Source organism: Blautia sp. MSK18_10, assembly GCF_020553185.1.
GTDB classification, from domain to species: domain Bacteria; phylum Bacillota; class Clostridia; order Lachnospirales; family Lachnospiraceae; genus Blautia_A; species Blautia_A wexlerae.
On the sequence record NZ_JAJCGT010000037.1, the window covers coordinates 1 to 22,749 of the forward strand.

At 43.2% G+C, this 22,749-nt stretch carries 19 protein-coding genes; 13 read left to right on the forward strand and 6 right to left on the reverse strand.

Annotated features, from left to right (window positions below; genetic code table 11):
- Nucleotides 1-289: 289 nt before the first annotated feature.
- From LI074_RS13305 to LI074_RS13330, 6 genes are all read left to right on the forward strand, one after another.
- A complete protein-coding gene (locus LI074_RS13305; RefSeq protein ID WP_008707553.1) occupies nt 290-1,492 on the forward strand; it encodes an NRAMP family divalent metal transporter in 1,203 nt (400 codons plus the stop codon).
- Between the two features lie 153 nt (nt 1,493-1,645).
- A complete protein-coding gene (gene pxpB / locus LI074_RS13310) occupies nt 1,646-2,371 on the forward strand; it encodes a 5-oxoprolinase subunit PxpB (protein ID WP_020993687.1) in 726 nt (241 codons plus the stop codon).
- A 1-nt stretch (nt 2,372) separates the two neighbouring features.
- Nucleotides 2,373-3,380 (forward strand): biotin-dependent carboxyltransferase family protein, encoded by a 1,008-nt coding sequence (locus LI074_RS13315; protein WP_020993688.1) that lies wholly within the window; start codon nt 2,373-2,375, stop codon nt 3,378-3,380.
- A 42-nt stretch (nt 3,381-3,422) separates the two neighbouring features.
- The gene (gene accB / locus LI074_RS13320) at nt 3,423-3,860 is read left to right on the forward strand and encodes an acetyl-CoA carboxylase biotin carboxyl carrier protein (RefSeq protein ID WP_008707550.1); all 438 of its coding nucleotides are present in this window, start codon (nt 3,423-3,425) and stop codon (nt 3,858-3,860) included.
- An 18-nt stretch (nt 3,861-3,878) separates the two neighbouring features.
- Nucleotides 3,879-5,228, forward strand: a complete 1,350-nt coding sequence (accC, locus tag LI074_RS13325; protein ID WP_008707547.1) for an acetyl-CoA carboxylase biotin carboxylase subunit — start codon at nt 3,879-3,881, stop codon at nt 5,226-5,228.
- 86 nt (nt 5,229-5,314) lie between these two features.
- Nucleotides 5,315-6,085 (forward strand): LamB/YcsF family protein, encoded by a 771-nt coding sequence (locus LI074_RS13330; protein WP_144136583.1) that lies wholly within the window; start codon nt 5,315-5,317, stop codon nt 6,083-6,085.
- 106 nt (nt 6,086-6,191) lie between these two features.
- On the opposite strand, the gene LI074_RS13335 is transcribed toward LI074_RS13330, so the two are convergent.
- Entirely contained in the window at nt 6,192-6,818 is a 627-nt protein-coding gene (locus tag LI074_RS13335; RefSeq protein ID WP_008707544.1) for a cytidylate kinase-like family protein, read from the reverse strand.
- A gap of 151 nt (nt 6,819-6,969) precedes the next feature.
- Between LI074_RS13335 and LI074_RS13340 the strand changes: the two genes are divergently transcribed.
- Nucleotides 6,970-7,971 carry a TAXI family TRAP transporter solute-binding subunit gene (locus LI074_RS13340; protein WP_008707541.1) on the forward strand — a complete coding sequence of 334 codons (1,002 nt, stop codon included), beginning with the start codon at nt 6,970-6,972 and terminating at the stop codon, nt 7,969-7,971.
- A 5-nt stretch (nt 7,972-7,976) separates the two neighbouring features.
- Nucleotides 7,977-9,944, forward strand: a complete 1,968-nt coding sequence (locus tag LI074_RS13345) for a TRAP transporter permease (RefSeq protein ID WP_008707539.1) — start codon at nt 7,977-7,979, stop codon at nt 9,942-9,944.
- 60 nt (nt 9,945-10,004) lie between these two features.
- Here LI074_RS13345 and rfbD read toward each other — a convergent pair whose 3' ends face one another.
- From rfbD to LI074_RS13365, 4 genes are all read right to left on the reverse strand, one after another.
- Complete coding sequence (rfbD, locus tag LI074_RS13350) at nt 10,005-10,946, reverse strand: dTDP-4-dehydrorhamnose reductase (protein ID WP_025577224.1); 942 nt, start codon at nt 10,944-10,946, stop codon at nt 10,005-10,007.
- 3 nt (nt 10,947-10,949) lie between these two features.
- Nucleotides 10,950-11,978 carry a dTDP-glucose 4,6-dehydratase gene (rfbB, locus tag LI074_RS13355; protein WP_025577226.1) on the reverse strand — a complete coding sequence of 343 codons (1,029 nt, stop codon included), beginning with the start codon at nt 11,976-11,978 and terminating at the stop codon, nt 10,950-10,952.
- Nucleotides 11,979-12,154: 176 nt separating this feature from the next.
- Nucleotides 12,155-13,051 carry a glucose-1-phosphate thymidylyltransferase RfbA gene (gene rfbA / locus LI074_RS13360; protein WP_022380581.1) on the reverse strand — a complete coding sequence of 299 codons (897 nt, stop codon included), beginning with the start codon at nt 13,049-13,051 and terminating at the stop codon, nt 12,155-12,157.
- A 231-nt stretch (nt 13,052-13,282) separates the two neighbouring features.
- A complete protein-coding gene (locus LI074_RS13365) occupies nt 13,283-14,464 on the reverse strand; it encodes a MerR family transcriptional regulator (RefSeq protein WP_161276217.1) in 1,182 nt (393 codons plus the stop codon).
- Nucleotides 14,465-14,838: 374 nt separating this feature from the next.
- Between LI074_RS13365 and LI074_RS13370 the strand changes: the two genes are divergently transcribed.
- The 4 genes from LI074_RS13370 to LI074_RS13385 all read left to right on the forward strand — a co-directional run bounded on the left by LI074_RS13370 (nt 14,839) and on the right by LI074_RS13385 (nt 19,224).
- Complete coding sequence (locus tag LI074_RS13370) at nt 14,839-15,594, forward strand: DUF3825 domain-containing protein (RefSeq protein WP_020993689.1); 756 nt, start codon at nt 14,839-14,841, stop codon at nt 15,592-15,594.
- Between the two features lie 147 nt (nt 15,595-15,741).
- Nucleotides 15,742-16,764: an acyltransferase gene (locus tag LI074_RS13375; RefSeq protein WP_173697828.1), complete on the forward strand. Its 1,023-nt coding sequence runs from the start codon at nt 15,742-15,744 to the stop codon at nt 16,762-16,764.
- Nucleotides 16,765-16,995: 231 nt separating this feature from the next.
- Entirely contained in the window at nt 16,996-17,736 is a 741-nt protein-coding gene (locus LI074_RS13380) for a hypothetical protein (RefSeq protein ID WP_008707524.1), read from the forward strand.
- 150 nt (nt 17,737-17,886) lie between these two features.
- Nucleotides 17,887-19,224, forward strand: coding sequence for an MATE family efflux transporter (locus LI074_RS13385; RefSeq protein ID WP_055058283.1), 1,338 nt, complete (start codon nt 17,887-17,889; stop codon nt 19,222-19,224).
- A 23-nt stretch (nt 19,225-19,247) separates the two neighbouring features.
- On the opposite strand, the gene LI074_RS13390 is transcribed toward LI074_RS13385, so the two are convergent.
- Nucleotides 19,248-20,948 (reverse strand): hypothetical protein, encoded by a 1,701-nt coding sequence (locus LI074_RS13390; protein WP_173697829.1) that lies wholly within the window; start codon nt 20,946-20,948, stop codon nt 19,248-19,250.
- 459 nt (nt 20,949-21,407) lie between these two features.
- Here LI074_RS13390 and LI074_RS13395 point away from each other — a divergent pair, with 459 nt between their 5' ends.
- Complete coding sequence (locus tag LI074_RS13395) at nt 21,408-22,643, forward strand: O-acetylhomoserine aminocarboxypropyltransferase/cysteine synthase family protein (RefSeq protein ID WP_173697830.1); 1,236 nt, start codon at nt 21,408-21,410, stop codon at nt 22,641-22,643.
- Nucleotides 22,644-22,749 lie beyond the last annotated feature (106 nt).

A 22,749-nucleotide genomic window follows, 5' to 3' on the forward strand; every position in this document is an offset into this window, starting at 1 on the left:
TAAATGTCAAGTAATCTCCGGAATATGCTTTATTTATCTAAATACCATTGGTTCACTCCGTTCTCAGCAACACGCTTCGCGATGCACAGAATTTATGCTAATCGCATAAATTCGCGCAGTATGTCTCGGGTTTTCTGTGACCTTCGCTCACAAAAAACACCTCGCGGGATATTACCAGTGAACAGTAACAAAAATTCGACATCAAAAGTTATCAAAATAATTTTTGCTTGTGTAAATATTCATTTTTTAGTATAATGTGCGATAATAACATGAAAAGGAGGCAATAAAAATGAGCGAAAAGAAAAAGAGTGGCGGAGCCTTACTTGGCGCAGCGTTTCTGATGGCCACATCTGCAATCGGACCAGGATTCCTGACACAGACAGCAACCTTTACCGGACAGTATCAGGAAAGTTTTGGATTTGTTATCCTGGTTTCCGTAATCCTTGCAGCCATTGCACAGCTGAATATCTGGCGTGTGCTTTGTGTGACCGGACTTCGTGGTCAGGATGTTTCCAATAAGGTACTTCCGGGACTGGGATATCTGGTATCGATACTGATCGTATTCGGTGGTCTGGTATTTAATATCGGAAACGTAGGTGGCGGAGCACTTGGTTTTAACACATTGCTTGGAATACCTACCAAAGTTGGTTACATACTGGCAGGTCTTTTGGCAATCCTGGTATTTGTGCTGAAAAATGCCAAAAGTGCCATGGATACTATTACCAAGGTACTGGGTGCCATTATGATTATCGTAATCTTTGTTGTGATCATTGTGGTAAAACCACCGGTAGGAAGTGCATTGAAGAATACATTTGTACCGGAAGCCGGTGCCACAAATCTGATTCCTGCAATCCTTACACTTTTGGGAGGTACTGTTGGAGGATATATCACTTTCTCCGGCGCACATCGTCTGATTGATGCAGGAATTACAGGCGAGAAGAACCTGAAAGAGATCAACAAGAGTTCTGTTATGGGTATGATCATTGCTACGATTGTTCGTATTTTCCTGTTTCTGGCTGTTCTGGGCGTTGTTGTCAAGGGCGTAACACTGGATGCTGCAAATCCTGCAGCAGACGCCTTCAAGCAGGGGGCTGGTGAAATCGGATACCGTTTTGCAGGTCTGGTTCTTCTGTGCGCAGCAATCACATCCATTATCGGTGCAGCTTATACTTCAGTTTCCTTCCTGAAGACTTTCAGCAAGTCTATCGAGGAAAATGAAAATAAAGTGATCATCGGATTTATCATTATTTCTACAGCCATTATGTTTATCCTTGGAAATCCGGCAGTACTTCTTGTACTTGCAGGTGCTGTGAATGGTCTGATCCTTCCGATCACCCTGGCAATCTGTCTGATCGCTGCACATAAGAAATCTATTATGGGAGAGAATTATCATCATCCGGTAGTACTTACCATTCTTGGAGTGATCGTGGTAATTCTTACAGCATACCTCGGTGTGACTACATTTGTATCTAAGATCGGTACATTGTTATAATTGAGGAAAATGTATCCGGTTTTCAGACTGGAGAGTATGTCAAAAAGGTGTGATCGTCCAGGTTACACCTTTTTGGTTCATTAACAGCCATGTGATGCAGAAAGAAGCAGATAAAAAGACATGGCGAAAAGATTAAGAAAAGAGGAGCAGATTATGCCGGACATTAGAATTTTAACAGAAGGTGATTCTTCTGTTCTGGTTGAATTTGGCAAAGAGATCAGTCCGGAGATCAACCGGAAGATCACTGCCACTGTACAGCTTATGAAAGAACAGCATATAGAGGGAGTTGTAGATATGATCCCTGCGTTCTGTTCTTTGCTGGTTAATTATGACCCGCGTGTGATTTCCTACGATGACCTGAAAAAAAGACTGGAAATTCTGTTAAAGATGGAAGTTACAGCAGGTGAAGGATGCAGAAAAGTTTATGAGATCCCTGTATGCTATGGAGGAGAATATGGTCCGGATATTGAGAATATTGCAGAACATGCCGGACTTTCCGTAGAGGAAGTAATAAAGATTCATTCTTCCAGAGATTACCTGATCTATATGCTTGGTTTTCTTCCGGGCTTTTGTTATCTGGGCGGGCTGGATGAAAGGATCCATACACCCCGTCTTGCAAATCCCAGAATCAAGATCAATGCAGGAAGTGTGGGAATCGGTGGTTCCCAGACAGGGATTTATCCTCTGGATTCTCCGGGAGGATGGCAGCTGATGGGAATGACACCTGTAAAAACCTATGATCCGGACCGTGAAATCCCGATTCTGGTAGAGGCAGGAGATTATATCCGTTTTGTACCGATCGATGAAGATGAGTACAAACGGATCAGAGAATTAGTAGAACGTGGCGAATACCAGTGCACCGTTCATGAGGAGGCATAAAATGGGAATTCGTATATTAAAAGGCGGAATGATGACAACGGTTCAGGATCTGGGGCGTTATGGATATCAGAGTCAGGGATTCAGTGTGGCAGGAGTCATGGATGTCCGTTCATTCAAAATAGCCAATCTTCTTCTGGATAATCCGGAGAATGAGGCAGTATTGGAGATAACGCTGATAGGCCCAACCCTTGAATTTACATCAGCTACTATCATTGCAATCACAGGCGGAGATTTCCAGCCAACCATTAATGGAGAGCCGGCTCCCATGTATACAGCCCTGTATATGAATAAGGGAGATGTATTGAAATTTGGAAGCGCCAGAACGGGAAGCAGAGGTTATATTGCTTTTTCCAGTTATCTGGATATTCCGGTAGTGATGGGAAGCCGATGCACCAATTTAAAGAGTGGTCTGGGCGGATTTAAGGGAAGAAAACTGGAAGCGGACGATTATATCGGATTTCGTATTAAGAGACGTTATCTGCCGTTTTTCCTTTCCCGAAAGCTTGATATGGATGAGTTTGATCAGACAGAAGCAACACTGCGGGTAGTAATGGGACCGCAGGATGGTATGTTCAGCAAACAGGGCATCAAGACTTTCCTGGGCAGTGAGTATACAGTGACAAATGAATTTGACCGTATGGGCTGCAGGCTGGAGGGACCGTTTATTGCTCCTAAGAAGACTTCGGATATTATTTCCGACGGAATCGCATTTGGGGCTATACAGGTACCTTCCCATGGTAAACCTATCATTCTGCTGGCTGACCGTCAGACAACGGGCGGTTATGGGAAAATTGCCACAGTGGCATCTGTGGATATTCCCAAGCTGGTACAGAGAAAAACAGATGATAAGATACATTTCAAGGCAATTACCGTACAGGAGGCTCAGGCTCTTTATGTTGAGGAAATGAAAGAACTTGACGGACTGAGAAAGATCATTCATCAGCCATGTAAAGAGGTTCTGGATTGCCGTCTGGTGGCAAAGAGACTGCGCAAGCTGTTTGAAGAATAACCGTAAAAAATAATATAAAATAGACAGAAAGGATAATGTTTGATGGATTTAGAGAAGATTGAAGGACTGGTAAAGATTATTGAGGATTCATCCCTTAATGAATTCACATATAAGGACAAGGATGTAAAGATTACAATGAGCAAGCTGGATCATCCTCCTGTAGTTGCAGCGGGAGTTCCTGTGGCTGCATCTGCACCTGTGAATACAATTGTGGAAAAAGCAGAGGAAGAAGAGGAGGAAAGTCTGTTTATCACTTCTCCTATCGTAGGAACCTTCTATTCTGCATCTGCTCCGGATGTACCTGCTTTTGTAAAGGTGGGAGATCAGGTAAAAGCAGGACAGACAGTGTGTATTCTGGAAGCTATGAAGCTTATGAATGAGATCCAGAGTGACTATGACTGTGAGATTGAAGCAGTTCTGGTAAGTAATGAACAGAAAGTAGAATATGGACAGCCTCTGTTCCGTGTTAAGAGACTGTAGGATAAGGAGGCTTTCATATTGTTTAATAAAATTTTGATCGCCAACCGTGGGGAGATTGCAGTTCGGATCATACGTGCCTGCAGGAATCTGGGGATCCGAAGTGTAGCTGTTTATTCAAAAGAAGATGCTAAGAGCCTTCATGTACAGCTGGCAGACCAGCGTATCTGTATCGGAGAAGGTCCTGCCAGAAACAGCTACCTGAACATGGACCGGATCATTGCTGCAGCAGAAAATATGGGAGCAGATGCTATCCATCCCGGTTTTGGCTTTCTTTCAGAAAACAGTGAGTTTGTCCGCAAATGCAAAGAAAACGGAATTACCTTTATCGGACCGGATGCGGATGTGATCGATAAGATGGGAAATAAATCCCATGCCCGTAAAACCATGATGGATGCCGGGGTACCGGTTGTACCGGGAACAAAGGAACCTGTATACGATGCAGAAACAGGTAAAAAACTGGCTGAAGAGATTGGATATCCGGTTATGATCAAGGCTTCCTCAGGCGGTGGTGGCAAGGGAATGCGTGTGGCTGCCAATGAGGATGAATTTGAATTTCAGTTTAATATGGCACAGAGAGAATCAGCCAATGCTTTTGGGGATGATACCATGTACATTGAACGTTTTGTAGAAAATCCCCGCCATGTGGAGATCCAGATTATGGCAGACAGTCATGGAAATGTGGTGGCACTGGGAGAACGTGACTGTTCGGTACAGAGAAATCATCAGAAGCTGATCGAGGAATCCCCGTCCCCTGCCATTGATGAAGAAACTCGCAGGAAAATGAATGAATATGCAGTTCTTGCTGCGAAAACAGTAGGTTATACCAATGCAGGAACGATTGAATTTATCGTAGACCCTAAAGGCAACTTCTATTTCATGGAAATGAATACCAGAATCCAGGTGGAGCATGGAGTAACAGAGATGGTTACAGGCACAGATCTGATCATTGAGCAGATTCGTGTGGCTATGGGAGAGGAGTTAAGCTTTAAACAGGAAGATATCCGAATTAAAGGACATGCTATTGAATGCCGTATCAACGCAGAGATTCCTGAGAAAAATTTCATGCCAAGTCCCGGAGTAGTACAGCATATGCATCTTCCGGCAGGCAACGGAGTCCGGGTGGATACTGCCCTTTATACAGGCTATAAGATTCCGTCAGAGTATGATTCCATGATTGCGAAGGTAATCGTTCATGCACCTGACAGAGAGGCTGCCCTGCAGAAAATGCGCTCTGCGCTGGATGAGATGGTGGTCATGGGTGTGGAGACAAACCTTGATTTCCAGTATCAGATTATGAAGAATCAGGTATTCTGCGACGGAAAGGCAGATACGGGATTTATTGAGAATGTACTGAAAATTAAGGGATAAGATTGTAGGTAAGGATCCTGTATACGGATTGAGGGAGTGATTTTTCAAACACGCTCTGGGAAATAAATAGAAAAGAGGTAAGGTAAATGTATACAGTAGATTTAAACAGTGATCTGGGAGAAAGTTTTGGAAACTATAAAATCGGTAATGATGATAAGGTCATTCCGCTGATCTCTTCTGCAAATGTAGCCTGCGGTTATCATGCTTCAGATCCGGTAGTTATGGGAAATACGCTGGCAATGGCAAAGGAAGCGGGAATTCGTATAGGAGCACATCCGGGTTTTCCTGATCTGATGGGCTTCGGAAGAAGAAATCTGAGTGTTTCCCCTGCAGAGGCAAAAGCATATGTGCTTTATCAGCTGGGTGCACTGGATGCATTCTGCAGAGTAACCGGTGTAAAAATGCAGCATGTAAAGCCTCATGGAGCCTTATATAATATGGCTGCAGAGGACTATGCCCTTTCTACTGCGATCTGTGAGGCAATCAAAGAATTTGACAGCAGTCTGATCGTACTTGCTCTTTCCGGCGGACAGCTGGCAAAGGCTGCTCAGGATATGGGCCTGCGTACAGCTATGGAGGTTTTTGCAGACCGCGCCTATGAAGAAGATGGTACTCTGGTAAACAGACGTAAGGAAGGTGCTGTGATCACTGATGAAAATGAGGCTATTGTCAGGGTGATCCGTATGGTCAAAGAGAAAAAGATTACTGCAATTACAGGAAAAGATATTGATATTCAGGCAGATTCTGTCTGCGTTCATGGAGACGGAGCCAAGGCTCTGGCGTTTGTGGAAAAAATCAGAGAGGCTTTTGTAAAAGAAGGAATCCAGATCAGTTCTCTGGATGAGTTTGTAAAATAAAAGAAATTTAGAAACAACTATTAAAAGGACTGAAGTAAAGAGGCTGTGGCACAGATTTTCTGATTGCCACAGCCTTGTTGCTGTTTTACAGCTTGCAGCGGTCCTTCTACTGATGCTTCAGATTCAACCCCTGCTGTTTTGCAAGTGAAGTGATAATCTCAATACAGTTATCGTATCCAAGGGTTCCGGTATCCAGACACAGGTCATAATCGTGATAAGTGCCAAGCTCATGTTTTGTATAGGTTTTGAAATAGGTTTCACGCAGGTTGTCCATTTTGGTGAGATATTTCCTGGGATCTTCCTTTCCGTTTAAGCCTAATTTCTGAATATGTTCTGTGCGGAGATTCACATCTGCATGAAGGAAAATATCCAGACTGGGAATACCGGCATTTCGCAGGATAAGATTGGAACAGCGGCCGATAATAATACAGTCCTGTTCTGCTGCGAACTGAAGGATCAGCTCTTTCTGAGCCTGGTAAATAGCATCATGGGAACTGAAATAACCTGCAGAGTTATTCAGAATGTTGTCCAGAAGTCTGGCGCTGCGGCTCAGATTTTCACCCTCACGATCAATATCCTCCTGGGAATATCCGCTTCTGGCAGCAGCCTGTTTTGCAAAATCCCGATCGTAATATGGGATACCAAGCCTTTCTGAAACTACTCTTGCAATACTGTGTCCCCCGGCACCAAACTCCCGGCTGATTGTGATGACAGGGTATTTTCTTTCGGACATAATAGATACCTCCATTGGGTTGTTATTTATTTTGTTATCCATGTTTTTCTTTTATTGTAACGTTTTTTGTAAGATTGTTCAATAAAGATTATCATTTTTTGAAAAAATATGTTATAATTCAAAATATTATGTACCTGAAGGAGATGGATTTATGAGAAACAAAGAGCTTTTCAGAGGCAGGAGAAAAGCTGGCAGGATTGTTGGCCTTGTTTTGACTCTTGCACTTGCAGTCAGCCTTCTGAGCGGCTGCGGACAAAGTAAAGAACGTCTGACGTTCGGTACCGGCGGTACGGCGGGAACGTATTATTCCTACGGTGGTGTACTGGCCCAGTATATTACCAATAATACAAATGTAAAGGTTACAGCGGTTTCTACAGGTGGTTCCAAAGCGAACCTGCAGTCAGTACAGGACGGAGATTTTCAGCTTGGATTTGTCCAGTCAGATGTAATGGCCTATGCATGGGACGGTGTAAGAGCATTTGAACAGGACGGTGCAACCCATGATTTCAGGACTCTGGGCGGCCTGTATGCAGAGACTGTCCAGCTGTTTACCATGGATCCTGACATTAAGACAGTGGAAGATCTGAAGGGCAAGAGCGTATCTATCGGTGCGGCAAACTCCGGTGTATATTTCAATGCTCTGGATGTTTTAAATGCAGGCGGCATTACCCTGGATGATATCCATCCCCAGTATCTGTCTTTTGAGGACAGCAAGGAATCTTTGAAGGATGGAAAAATTGATGCTGCGTTTATTGTTGCAGGTGCACCTACAACAGCTATCACAGAGCTTGCAACTACCAATGGTGTCTATATGATCAATATTGATGGCGCGATCAGGGATTCGATCCTGAGTGACTGTCCATATTATACATCCTACCAGATTCCGGCAGGAACCTATCCGGGACAGGATGAGCCTGTAGAAACCATCACAGTCAAGGCGACGATCGTAGTGTCCGAATCTCTGGATGAGGATACAGTTTATGATATGACTGCGGCAATTTTTGACCATGCAGACGAGATTTCTGCTGAGAATGCAAAAGGAGCGGAGCTTTCTCTGGAAAACGCTACTTCCGGTATGACCATTCCTTTCCATAAGGGTGCGGCGCGTTATTATGCAGAGCATGGAATTACAGTGGATACGAAAGGGGAATAGTCAGGATGAAAGAAAATAAGATAAAAAAAGCAAACACATCCCCGGAAGGGCAGGCTGGTTCTGAGAACATGAGCACAGCAGATGTAGATGCAGTAATGAAGAAATACGACCGCGAATCCAATATTCGTGTGTGGACCGGCAAATATAAGCTGGCTGTACGCGGCCTGCTGGTTGCCTTTTCTCTGTGGTGTATCTATGTTACCTTATTTGCAACCTTCCTGGAGGAAATCCGACTGACTTCTTTTCTGGGGCTGATCATTCTTATCGGATTTCTTACCTATCCGGCGAAAAAAGGAGATATCAGAGAAAACTACATGCCGATTGGCGATATTATTTTTATGATCGCAGGCACAGGTGCTTTTCTGTATTTTACTTTTTCTGCAAATCAGATCATCAATCAGGGTACCAGATTTGCCCCTTATCAGATTGTGATCGGTATTATCGGTATTGCTGCACTGATCGAGCTTACCAGACGATGCGTGGGCCTGCCGATCCTGTTTGTGGCAGGTTTTTTCCTGATCTATGCACTGGCTGTAGGGCTTACCAATCCGGCATTTTTGGGAAGAGTGAAATTCCTGGTGCGGAATCTTTTCTACACAAAAGAGGGTATTTTCTCCACACCTGTAAATGTATGCTCTAAATATATTGTGGTATTTATTATTTTCGGTGCGTTTCTGGAGAGAACAGGAATCTCCAACTTCTTTATTCAGCTGGCTAACTGCATTGCAGGAAAATATGCAGGTGGACCGGCAAAGGTAGCGGTTATCAGTTCTGCACTCTGCGGAATGGTATCCGGTTCTTCTGTAGGTAACACAGTAACAACCGGTTCTGTTACAATCCCGATGATGAAGGACACAGGCTACAAACCGGAATTTGCCGGAGCAGTAGAAGCTGCTTCTTCCACAGGTGGACAGATCATGCCTCCGATCATGGGAGCTGCCGCATTCCTTATGGCAGATTTTGTGGGTGTACCGTACTCCAACATTATTGTCAGGGCGATTCTGCCGGCATTGTTGTACTTTACAGGAATCTTTATTTCTGTACATCTGGAAGCAAAGAAATTAGGACTTTCCGGAATTCCGAAGGAAAAACTTCCGGTATTTAAGCTTCTGATCCGTAAAATCTATCTGTTATTACCTCTGGTCATGCTGGTAATCTGGGTGTCCGGAAACTATATGACCATGCAGAAGGCTGCCAGCTATGCAATCGTTCTTTCTGTTATCGTAAGTCTTTTTGACAAAGAAAACAGAATCAGTGTTACCAAATGTATTGATGCGCTGGAAGCAGGAGGAAGAGGTGTTATCTCCGTAGCAGTAGCCTGCGGTGTTGCAGGAATCATTTCCGGTTCCATCACCATGACAGGACTTGCCAATGACCTGATCAACGGAATCATCAGTGTTGCAAACGGAAAACTGATCATTGCACTGCTTCTGACTATGCTGTGCTGTATCGTACTTGGTATGGGTGTACCTACCACTGCCAATTACTGTATCATGGCAGCAACCTGTGCTCCGATCCTGGTACGTATGGGAGTACCTACACTGGCAGCTCATTTCTTTGTATTTTACTTTGGTATTGTTGCAGATATCACACCGCCGGTAGCGCTGGCTGCCTACGCAGGTTCAGCCATAGCGAAGGCCAATCCGATGAAGACTGCATTTACAGCCTCTAAGCTGGCTATCGCAGTATTTATCGTACCTTATGTATTCTGCTTCAATCCGGCAATGCTGCTGATCGATACCACACCGCTTAAGGTTGTTCAGATCTTTATCACCTCACTGATCGGTGTGTTTGGATTGTCCTCCTCACTGGAAGGCTTCCTGTCAGTGAAAATGTCTGTACCGGTTCGTGTCTTAATGGCAGCAGGTGGACTGATGCTGATCGATCCGTCACTGATGACTGATGTTGTGGGAATACTTCTGATCGTGGGATGCTGCGTATGGCAGACAGCGCAGAAGAAGAAAACTGCATAGAGAAGAATAAAAAAACCGGCAAAACACCTGTCATTTGGGTGTCCTGCCGGATTTTTTTATTTAGAAATCCAGTTCTTTCAGATACCGTCCAAGTGCATCCTGCCAGGTGGGGAGTGGTGTGAAACCATTGGCTGTCAGTTTGCTCTTATCCAGGCGGCTGTTAAACGGTCTGGCTGCTTTGGAAGCGCCATACTCTGCAGTTGTGACGGAGTTGACTGTCATGTTTTCCGGGAGATATTCCGGGTGTCCCATGGCAGCGGCCTGACGGAAGATTTCTTTTGTGAAATCATACCAGCTGATATATCCGCCCTCATTGGTTGCATGATAATAACCGTATTTTTCAGTTTCGATCATATCTACCAGAAGTCTTGCCAGGTCGTAGGTATAAGTAGGTGTACCGATCTGGTCATTGACTACGGAGAGAGTATCATGAGTTTTTCCGAGGTTGATCATGGTTTTGATAAAGTTCTTGCCGTTTTTGCCGAATACCCATGCAATACGGACGATAAAGAACTTATCAACTGTGCCGGATACGGCAAGTTCACCGTCCAGCTTTGTCTGTCCATAGACATTTAATGGTTTATAGTCCTTGCAGTCAGGCTCCCATGGAGTGGTTCCCTGACCATCGAATACATAATCAGTGGACAGATACAGCATCTTGATGTCAAGCTCTTTGCACACATCAGCAATATTCTGAGTTCCGGTTACATTTACCAGACGGACCTTCGGCTGATTCTCTTCATCTTCGGCAGCATCTACAGCTGTCCATGCAGCACAGTGGATCACAGCATCAACATTTGCTTCTTTAATGACTTTTTCTACAGAAGCTTTGTCAGTGATATCCATCTGAACATAAGGCATTGTGGTAACTGCAGTGCCATCAGCGATTCCGCTGTAGGAAGGAGCAATGTCGCTTCCCACACCTTCATAGCCGCGTTTCGCAAGTTCGTTCATAACATCATGTCCAAGCTGACCGCCTACACCTGTTACAAAAATTCTCATAAATTATGCCTCCCCGCGGTTTGCGTACATTTTTTCATAGTAGTTCTGGTATTCACCGGAGATGATCGTTTCCCACCATTCTTTGTTATCCAGATACCATTTGATGGTCTTCTTGATACCGTCTGCAAATTTTGTTTCCGGTAACCAGCCAAGTTCGTTGTGGATTTTGGTCGGATCAATAGCATAGCGCATATCATGACCTTTACGGTCTGCTACATATGTGATCAGACTTTCCGGTTTGCCAAGCTCTTTACAGATGATCTTAACGATATCAATGTTTGTCATTTCGTTGTGACCACCTACATTATAAACTTCGCCTACACGTCCTTTGTGGATGATCAGGTCGATTGCGCGGCAATGATCTTCTACATAGAGCCAGTCACGAACGTTTTCGCCTGTTCCGTATACCGGAAGTGGTTTGTCATTTAATGCATTGGCGATCATTAACGGAATCAGTTTTTCCGGGAAATGATATGGTCCGTAGTTGTTGGAGCAGCGGCTGATAGATACAGGCAGCCCGTAGGTTCTGTGGTAAGCCAGTACCAGAAGGTCTGCAGAAGCCTTGGAAGAGCTGTAAGGGCTGCTTGTGTGGATCGGAGTTTCCTCTGTGAAGAACAGGTCAGGTCTGTCTAATGGAAGATCTCCGTAAACTTCATCAGTAGATACCTGATGATAACGTTTGATACCGTATTTGCGGCATGCATCCATGAGAACAGCAGTACCGATAATATTTGTGGTAAGGAAAACTTCCGGGTTTTCGATGGAGCGGTCAACGTGACTCTCTGCAGCGAAGTTTACAACCATATCAGGGTGTTCTTCCTCAAAAAGTTTGTAAACTGCTTCGCGGTCGGTGATGCTTTCTTTTACGAAACGGAAATTTGGGTTGTCCATGACAGGTGCAAGAGTGGAAAGGTTTCCTGCATAGGTCAGACAGTCCAGACAGATGATGCGGTAATCCGGGTATTTTTTTAACATGTGAAAAATAAAGTTGCTTCCGATAAATCCGGCACCGCCGGTTACGATAATGTTCATAGTGATTCTCCTTAAAAAATATATAATATGAATATCTGTAAGATTCTGTTATAGAGTCAGGCAGATAAAATTATCCGCCTTGCTGCATGGCGGGTGATATATCAAATAACGGTTTGAAAATTTGATATATCACTCACTTGACTGCGAATTCGCTTGTACAGGTCTAAAAGCTTCGGTTAGTGCAATACATCCAGATATTTACCGTCCAGAACGTCTTTTAAGTACTGACCATACTGATTTTTCTTCAGTATTTCATAAACCTTCAGCACATCTTCCTTTGTAATCCAGCCATTGAGATATGCAATCTCTTCCAGGCAACCGATTTTGCGGTGCTGGTGGCTTTCCATTGTTTTTACAAAGTTGGTAGCTTCCACAAGGCTCTCGTGTGTACCTGTATCCAGCCATGTGAATCCCTGTCCGAGAAGCTCTACGTTTAATTCGCCTTTTTCCAGATAGATGCGGTTCAGATCTGTGATCTCAAGTTCGCCTCTGGCACTTGGTTTCAGATTTTTTGCATACTCTACGACGCGATTGTCATAGAAGTATAAACCTGTGACACAGTAGTTGCTCTTCGGGTGCTCTGGTTTCTCTTCAATTGAGATAGCCTTGCCTTCATGGTCAAATTCTACAATACCGAATCTCTCCGGATCATCTACATAGTATCCGAAAACAGTTGCACCCTCGCCGGATTCTGCGTTCTTTACAGCAGCTTTCAGTCTTTTCTTCAGTCCATGTCCTGCGAAGATATTATCGCCGAGAACCATGGCAACAGTATCATCACCGATAAATTCTTCGCCGATGATAAATGCCTGAGCAAGTCCGTCCGGACTTGGCTGTACTGCATAGGTGAGATGGACACCGAACTGATGTCCGTCACCAAGAAGTTCCTCAAAACGAGGAGTATCCTGCGGAGTAGAGATGATCAGGATATCGCGGATCCCTGCATTCATCAGTACAGACATGGGATAGTAGATCATGGGTTTATCATAGATTGGCAGAAGCTGTTTGGATGTTACCATTGTAAGCGGATAAAGGCGTGTGCCGGAACCGCCTGCTAAAATAATACCTTTCATGTGTATTCTCCTTTGTTATTGGCAGTATGCGGTCGGAGCGATATTTTGTCAGCTATCTATCTGTGTAAATGTGTAAATGATAAGCAAAACATCAGGCGACTGCGATACTAATTCAACGGGTTTCTGGATTGTCAGTCTGAGTTACGATATCATCCTGACTCTGGTGATTGTATTATAAAAGGTGACCTTAGGTCACCTTCAAGTGCTTTTTACAAAAAAGTTAAATTTTGGTTATTTTTCACAAAGAAAAATGCCGGCATCCTTGGTAATAAAGAACCCATCCTTTGTCTTTCGCGATACAAATCCACGGAAATCTTTGTATTTGTCCAGAAGATACTGATTCTGATTTCCATGGCAGGAGAGGATATAGGAAATCAGCGGTTCTGCATCGGGGACAAGAAGAGAGTCCTCATAGCTTTCCCAGAAAATACGGGAAAAATACGGTGCCAGGATATCTGCTCCGTTTTCTCTGCCAAAACGCTCATAGAGTCTGTCTGCGGAGAGAACGATCCGGTCGTCAAAATCCCGGACCAGTCTGCTGACTTCCTGCATGTGTTTTTTTCCATAGGTACTGCAGATCAGTTTTCCGCCTGGAGTGAGCACACGTTGAATTTCGCTGCATACAGCAGAGATATCTTCACAGTAAAAAAGAACATGGTTTGCAATGACCAGATCAAAGCTTCTGTCTTCATGAGGAATTCTTGCACAGTCAAATGCCTCGAAGGAAAAACGGCTGTCTTTGCGTCCGATAGCACGTCTGGCATCACGAAGCATTCCGGATGAAAGGTCAGAAAGAGTAACGGAAACTTTACCGGGGAGGCTGGAAATATTCTGTGTCCACAGAACACCGTCGCCGCATCCAAGTTCAAGGATACGCATCCCCGGATGAATCTGACACTGCTCATAAACCCATGGAAACCATCCCTGTTTATTCTGGGAATACAGACTGTGCAGATTAATGCGTGAGGAAATGTTGGAGGCGTTCTGGTATTGATTTTTCATGCTTTTCTCCATGCCTGTCAGGTGGATCAGGTCAAGCATCTGATTCCAGTCTATGGCATGATGGGAGCGGATCGCATCTGTGGTATCCTGGATTGCCTTTTCCACCAGCTGCATCTGCTCGATACGGTCACGTACCAGCTTTAACTGGATGTTCAGGGAATTTTCCATAAAATGATAGTCTGAGTCGTCAATGGTCATTTCCCGTATGTCATCCAGGGAGAAACCCAGATATTTCAGAAGCAGGATCTGGGAAAGTCTTGCAAAATCCTCATCTGTATAAAAACGTGCGCCGGATTCTGTTACATAGGAGGGTTTGAGGATATTCTGTTTGTCATAATAGCGGATAGTGCGGAGTGTTACATGTGCCATCCGTGCAAATTCTCCGGAAGAGTAGTAGCCGTCTTTTTTCATTGTAAAACCTTCTTTAAGAAAAATAGTCTTGCCCGCAAATGTGGATAGAAACAGTTGTTCAGCCTGCATTTGCGTATTGCTGATATGTGTAGAGTATAACACAGCTGACCGGCAGGCTACAAGCATCAGGTATTACCGGATGGATAATACTATACTGGCTGAATGGTAAGTCAGATGGTGATTTTTGACATTTTTTGGTGGATGCTAATCCTTGTCTTTTGACAGAAATTATGGTATGTTAAATAATAACAATCAAAACTGATTTTCATACAAATCATAATCTGGCAGTTCTGCCATATTTTTTCCAAAATACAATAAATATTAAGAGAGAACAGTAATGACAATATGAAAGGTGCAGGGACAGGAGGAGCCTGATGATTAATTTATTTGATTTTACTTATTGCGGAGACTATAATCGGCAGATTCAGAATCTGGCAAGGATGGTGCCGGAGAAGTGGAGCTTTTCGGATACAGATGATAACGGAATTCTGAAAGGATACCTGGAACATACATTTAAACGCCTTTATGAAGAACAGAAGGTGTGGGAGAAAAAGAATTATGCCATATTTAATACAGGACTCTTTAATTACTATTATCAGCCGATTTATGCGTATTTTATTCCCAATCTGGTCCCGGACAGGCAGCCCTGGTTTCTGGATGGCTTTTATACAGAATACTATTTGTTAAAAGAAGGAATCACCTGTCTGCCGGAAAAGGCATGCTATGTGGAAAATCCGTCAGATCTTGTGTTTGATACAAAACTTCCGGTAATTCCACAGTACGAGCATATTTTCGGGGATGAGGAAAATGCTGCCCGTCTTCCAAAGGAAGTACGTGACAGCAGCATGAAAATGCAGCTGTTTGACGGCGCGCTGAAACAGACAAAAAGAATGCTTGAGGCAGATTACAGGACGGCAATTCCACAGTATTATAATCACTCAATCCAGCTGCTGCTCCCAATCTGTCTCCGTCATCCGGGAAAACCCGACCTTGCACTGGCGTGTATGAAAACTTCGGACGGAAGCAAATATCTGGGGCGTACCTGCCTGACTCTCAGAATGGCCTATCATAATGCCAGGCTCCTTGCAAGGGTGGACCGAAGCTGGCTGATGACTTCTGTATCTGCCTGAGGTTTGACATGTGTGGTTCGCTTTGATATATTATAGCAGCGAAGCGGATGATTTTATCTGTCTGACTGAAATGATGTCAGGTCAGACATTTACGGATTGTTCGGCTGCTATAGATGAAACAACAGAAAAAGGTGGGTGAGAAATCAAATGCGAAATAAAAGTCTGGATGCTGTAAAGGCCATTGCTGCGTGCCTGGTGGTATGCATTCATGTAAGTTTTCCGGGACAGGCCGGGCAGCTTGTAAAAGTACTGGCAAGATGTGCGGTGCCGTTTTTCTTTATGGTATCCGGGTATTTCTGTTATTATCAAAATTGCAATGCCTCAAAAAGAATATTGTCTAAAATCCTGCATATCATGAAGCTTTTTGCAGTTTCAGTTGTGTTTTATTTTATCTGGGAATGTTTTATGAAAGCCTGGAATGGGGAGAGAGTATGGACATGGATAAAAGGGCTTGTGAGTACAGAGCATCTGAAGGAATTTTTCGTGTACAACAGTACTTCTCCGGTAAGAGCACATTTATGGTTTCTTCCTGCATTAATTTACTGTTATCTGCTTGCTCTCCTGATTGAAAAATGGAGAATGCGTAAGGCTGCATATTGTATGGCACCTGTATTGCTGGCAATACTTTTATGGAGAGCGGAGTTTTGTGTCTTTTTTGACAGATTTTATCACACTATGGAATACAGAAACTTTCTGTTTACAGGAATGAGCTTTTTCCTTACAGGTCAGATGATCCATGAATATCAGGATAAGATAGTATGCAAACGTCTGGAGCAATGGATGCAATGGGGATTGAAAGCAGGGATGAGTTTCGGTGTGGCACTCAGCATGATGGAATATGCTTTCCGGGGAGCAGGAGAAATTTACACAGGAAATTGTGTTGCAGTGATCTGTCTGTTTCTGTGGCTTATCTTATATGGAAGGGAAATAAATTTTCCCTCTGTACTGGTGGAAACCGGAAGAAAATATGCTTTCCTGATCTATCTTCTTCATCCGGCAGTATCAGATCTTCTGAAAAAATGTTCAGAAGGTCTGGGAGTCAGCAACTGTCAGATTTATTTTTGGCTGCGTCCGGTTTTGGTATATATGCTGACAGTGGTGACAGTTTCTGGCATATCTGCGGTCTCTGCGTATGCAAGGCAAAATATTTTGCAGAATGATCATGTATAGTCAGGGTATGAAAATCCGGAATGAATTTTGGCTGCGTTACTGAGAATGGAATGAACAGTAACATAGTAACGTTATCTTCAGGAACCGCGGGAATTATAACTGTTCACATAATGGAAAATGTGATATAGTAATCAGTAAATCTTATGAACGTAACCGTTCGGTGTTTCGCAGAATGGCGGATTGCTGAACAGTTACCGAAAATCATTATGCAGAAAATACAAAGGAGAGAGAATGGCAGATAAAAATCAGGACAAGAACCAGAGTAAGAACAGAGCAGAACAGGCAGAAGAGCACGATGAAAGCGTGCTGAATCCGGAGATTAAGAATGAATCGGATTTGTCAAAGAAGGAAAGACGTCTGATTGAGAAAGAAAAATTAAAGGGAATGGGGCCAAAGAAAAAGCTGGAATATATCTGGATGTATTATAAACCGGCTATTTTCGGAGTGATCGCAGTGATTGCTCTTATATTCGGAATAAAGGATTACTATGAACAGTCCAAAATAAAAACAGTTCTGTCCATGACAGTGGTAAATTCAATGGCAAATGATACGGAAACTCCTGAGCAGAAAATCAAAGAAACACTTGGGTACAAAGATGATCCCTATAGCAAAGTAGAGATAGGCGTGAATCTTACTACGGACTCTGAAATGGCAGAATTTGATTATAATGCACAGATGGCTTATGTGGCACAGATTCAGGCAGGTTCCATTGATATTATGGTTATGCCGGAGAAGCTTTATCAGACTTTGAAGAAGAATGAGCCATTTGCAGATTTGAAGGAATTGATGGGTGAGGAAGCTTTTGAGAAGTTTGGAATGCAGACAGATACTACGCACATTTCCATTACTGACAGTGAGCTTGAACAGGAATTAGGTGTAATCTACGATCCTGTATGCATTGCAGTGCCGTATTCAGCACCGAATCAGGAGAACGCAGTAAAATGGATAAAAAGTCTTGACAGCAGGAAATAAATTGTGATATGTTTATCACACCAAAACTGGTGTGGATTTTTCAGTCTTGTGACAAACATGAACTCTTTTCGCCGCACGATTATCATACAGCAATGTAGAGATAATTGTGTGGCGTTTTTTGTTGCAATGAAACAGAGAAAGGAAAAAAGAATGAACAATACTTTTATGAAGAAAAAACCGATTCTGCCGCTTCTGGCATCTATGGCAATGCCTATGGTACTGTCTATGCTGGTGAATTCACTGTACAACATCGTAGACAGCTTTTTTGTGGCAAAGATCAGTGAGCAGGCGATGACAGCTCTGTCTCTGGTATTTCCTGTACAGAACTTTATTAATGCAGTTGCCATTGGTTTCGGTGTGGGAATCAATGCACAGATTTCTTTTCAACTGGGAGCAAAAAATATTAAAAATGCGAATATAGCAGCTACCCATGGTATGCTCTTTAATATTATCCATGGAATTATTTTTACAGTAATCTGTATTCCGTTTATGCCTGTATTTCTCAGTATGTTTACAAAAGAGCAGGAAGTGATCTCATCTGGTGTGCAGTATTCAACCATTGCATTTGCATTTTCCACAGTGATCATGATCAGCCTGTCCTTCGAAAAGATTTTTCAGGCTGTGGGCAGAATGAAACTGACAATGATCAGCCTGATGATCGGTTGTATTTCCAATATTATCCTGGATCCGCTGCTGATTTTCGGAGTGGGGATTTTTCCGGAAATGGGGATCAGAGGTGCAGCACTGGCAACTGGTCTTGGCCAGGTATTTACAGTTATTGTATATCTGATCGCATATAAGAAGTGTAGTATTCCGGTGGAGATCAGCAGGAAATATCTGGAACTTAACAGGAACCTGGACGGGAAGCTGTATATGGTAGGGATTCCCGCAATCCTGAATATTGCCCTGCCGTCAGTTCTGATCTCTTTCCTGAATCAGATATTATCGGCTTTTTCCGGAAGCTATGTAGTGGTTCTGGGAATCTATTATAAGCTTCAGACTTTTTTGTATCTGCCTGCAAGCGGCATTGTCCAGGGAATGCGCCCGTTGATAGGATATAATTACGGAGCAGGAGAAATAAAGAGGGTAAAGAAACTTTTTGGGATTTCTGTGCTTCTGAATGGTATGATCATGCTGGTAGGAACGATCATCTGCTTTACAGCATCAGAGACATTGATGGGAATGTTTACTGAGAACCCGGAAACTGTAAGACTTGGCACTGCAGCATTACAGATTATCAGTATCGGGTTTATCCCATCTGCCATCTCTGTTACAGCTTCCGGTGCATTAGAAGGACTGAGCAAAGGTGCTCAGTCCCTGGTGATTTCGTTATTAAGATATATTATAGTGATCATTCCGGCAGCTTATCTGCTGTGCTATTTTGCCGGGGCAGATGCTGTGTGGAATGCGTTCTGGATCTGTGAATTTATAACAGCAGTAGTAGTAGGTATCGGGATAAAGTATTACTGGAACCGTCTGCTGCAGTAGACGATAGTGATAAAGCTGCTAAGTCAGGCTGCGCCTGCTTCAGCAGACTCAGCATCAGACTCTGCTTCTGAGGCATTTTCATCAGTAACATCTTCGGCATCGGAATTGCTTCCGCCGCTGAGAACATAAGTGATGACTTCGTCCGGAACGCCTGCATTGGACAGATTATCCATAAGTGTAGTGAGGTCGAGTGTAGCTGCGTAGGCACTCATATCATCTTCATTGGTTACGTCATAAACATCTCCCAGAGCCGTAAGGTCCGGAATTTCAACAGATTCGCCTGCACCGGAAGTAACAGTGAAGCTTCCGAGAGTGCTTCCTGCACTTTCAACGGACAGTGCAACAGAACCAGAATCTTTTGCTGAATTTAAATCTAATACAAGTGCAAAGTTCTCGAGCATAGAAAGAGAAGAATCTGTATCTTCTGAAGAATCAGCAGGGAAGGTGATAGTATAGTTACCGTTTAAGTAACCTTCTTTTGCAGATTCGGTGTCGTAGTCCTTTACTTCGATAACAGCTGCGGTTGTATCATCCTGAGAAATTTTATAGGTTCCGTTTAATTTACCGCCATCAATCTGACCGGATCCGGACAGGGAGAGTGTGCCGGAATCATCTGTTTCAATGGAGAGAAGATAGCCAAAGTCTGAGCCGTCCCTGGTCATCTGCCAGTTCAGAACAGGAGTTATTTTATCACCTTCCTGAAACTCAATTTTACGTCCTGCAATTCTGCCGGTCTCATCAACCCAGATTCTGGTGTTGAGATGAGAATCATCGGAATCACCGGTATCTGCATCTTTCAGAAAATCAAGACCGTCTTCTACAGCTTTGGTAAAGCTTTCATGCAGGTCCTCGTTACTTGAGAGTTTCTTTGTCCAGGTATCGAGGATGTTCTCAATATCACTGTCTGATTTTGCTTCTTCCAGGATTGCAGTTGCAGTTTTTACAGCGTCTTCGGCTGAAATCTGGCCTTCATATACTGTACAGTCCTGACTGATATCACCTGCTGTCAGAGTTTCCTGACTGCTTTCGCCTTCTGTTACATTGTCAAAAAGCATAGATCCGTATTTATCCAGAAGTGTTTCTACTACAGAAGCTTCTGGAGCTGCTGCTGACAGATCAGACATCATGGAAACAGTCAGGCTGAGACTATCAGAATAAGCGGAAGCGAAATTGTCTGTCGGAATATCTGCATCTGAATCATCAGGGGTTAATTCTTCAAGATCATTTTCAATATTGGCAGCCTGTTGGTCTGCGGCTTCTTCCAGATTGGTCTTGAAATATTTATCAGAGAGTTCAGGGATGCGCATATAAATATCCTGGCTGTCCGGATCAAGATAATATTCCAGAGTACAGATTTTATTATCATTAAGAAGGACCTTCATCAGAATACCTTCTTTTCCTTCTGTAAAAGAGATATCATTGGAAAGTGTGACATTGTCCAGCCAGGAGACATCAAATGGTGCGACAAACCCCAGCAGTGAGCGTCCGGAATCTTCAAATTTCAGAATCATGTCACTCTGCATTCCTGACATCAGAGACTGGCTTTCTTCTATAGATGTAGCGTAAGAAGATGCCATTTCTGTGACCTTTTTTGCCCATGCATCTTTTTCAATGGAAGCGTAGCTGTCTGCTGCAAATGCTGTAGATGGAATTGCAGCAGTACCAAGAAGTGCTGCAGTACAGATAGCGGTTGTTTTTCTTAACCATTTTTTCCTTGTTTTCATAAAGGGCCTCCTTCCGTTCTGTTATGAATCTTATGTAGTGGAATTACATTTCAGGACATTCATTTTCAGATATGTCGTTTGACTGAAATAATAATCTATAGCAGTCCTTGTAAATGATTTTTCAAATACGCTCTATATTAAGATGCATTATTTTAGAGGATTGCTATATATCAATTTTACCAGATAAAGATAGAAAAAGCTATGTTTTTTCGACAATATGGAAAAAGATGTTGATTTTAGACTAAATTATTTCTATAGAAAAATAACAAAATATAGACAAAAACTATATGTATATATAAATAATTGATATAAGAAAATTTATTGACAGATTTATATGAAAAATATATACTACTATTCATATCAAAACACTATGGAATTACTAAAAACAGGGAAACGATATATCACAGAAAACATACCGTTAGTCCGGAGATTATTATATTTTACAAGGGGAATATGCTCATGGAATTTCAGACTAAATTATTACACGGAAAAGCAGTAGACAATTATGCGAATGGTTCAACAGTGCCGCCTATCAGCCTGGCAAATGCTTTTGCATATGAATCTTCAGAACAGTTGGAAAAAGTATTCCAGAATCGGGCACCGGGATTTGCATATACCAGGATTGCGAATCCGACAGTAGATGCGTTTGAGCGAAGAGTAAATGAATTAGAAGGCGGGATTGGAGGTGTAGCCTGTTCCTCCGGAATGTCAGCGGTTACATTATCATTACTTAATATCCTGCAGGCAGGGGATGAGGTAATCGCAGGAAGTGCATTGTTCGGAGGTACACTGGATCTGCTTCATGATCTGGAGGCATTCGGAATCAAAGTACATTTTATACCGAGGGTAGAGATGGCGCTGATCGAGCCGTTTCTTACAGATAAGACCAGAGCAGTGTTTGGTGAAATAGTAGGAAATCCCGCACTGAATGTAATGGATGTCCGGGAAACAGCAGATTTTCTTCATGGAAAAGGAGTACCGCTGATTGTAGACAGCACAACTTCGACTCCGTATCTGATTAATCCGATTCAGTATGGTGCGGATGTAGTGGTGCATTCTACTTCTAAATATATAAATGGAAGTGGAGATGCCATCAGTGGAATTATCATTGACAGCGGAAACTTTTCCTGGAGTCCGGAACGTTATCCGGGAATGAAGGAATATAAGAAATACGGAAAGTTTGCTTATCTTGTGAAACTGAGGAACGGAATCTGGCGAAACATGGGCGGCTGTCTGGCTCCGATGAACGCTTATCTGAATATTATCGGAATGGAGACACTTGGTCTTCGTATGGAGCGGGTCTGTAATAACGCTTTCCGGCTTGCTCAGGCACTGGAGAAGCTGGAAGGTGTATCTGTCAACTATCCGCTGCTGGAGTCCAGTCCATATCATGAACTGGCAGAAAAACAGCTTAGTGGAAAGGGCGGAGCGATTCTGACTATCCGTGCAGGTTCCAAAGAACGGGCGTATAAGCTGATCAATCATCTGAAATATGTAAAGATTGCAACCAATATCGGTGATGTGAGAACTCTGGTAATTCATCCGGCGTCTACAATTTATATCCACAGTACGCCGGAGGCAATGGAAGAGGCTGGAGTGTACGACGACACGATCCGTATCAGTGTGGGTATCGAAGATATAAAAGATCTGATACAGGATTTCACAGAGGCAGTGGAGAGCCTTGGAGAAGAATAATTCATGATATACACATTATCAGGCGCTTTGGTCGGAACATGATAGTAACCGGACAGAGGCGCTGGTTTAAAAACAGAATAACTGACAGACAGTCAGAGATAAGAGA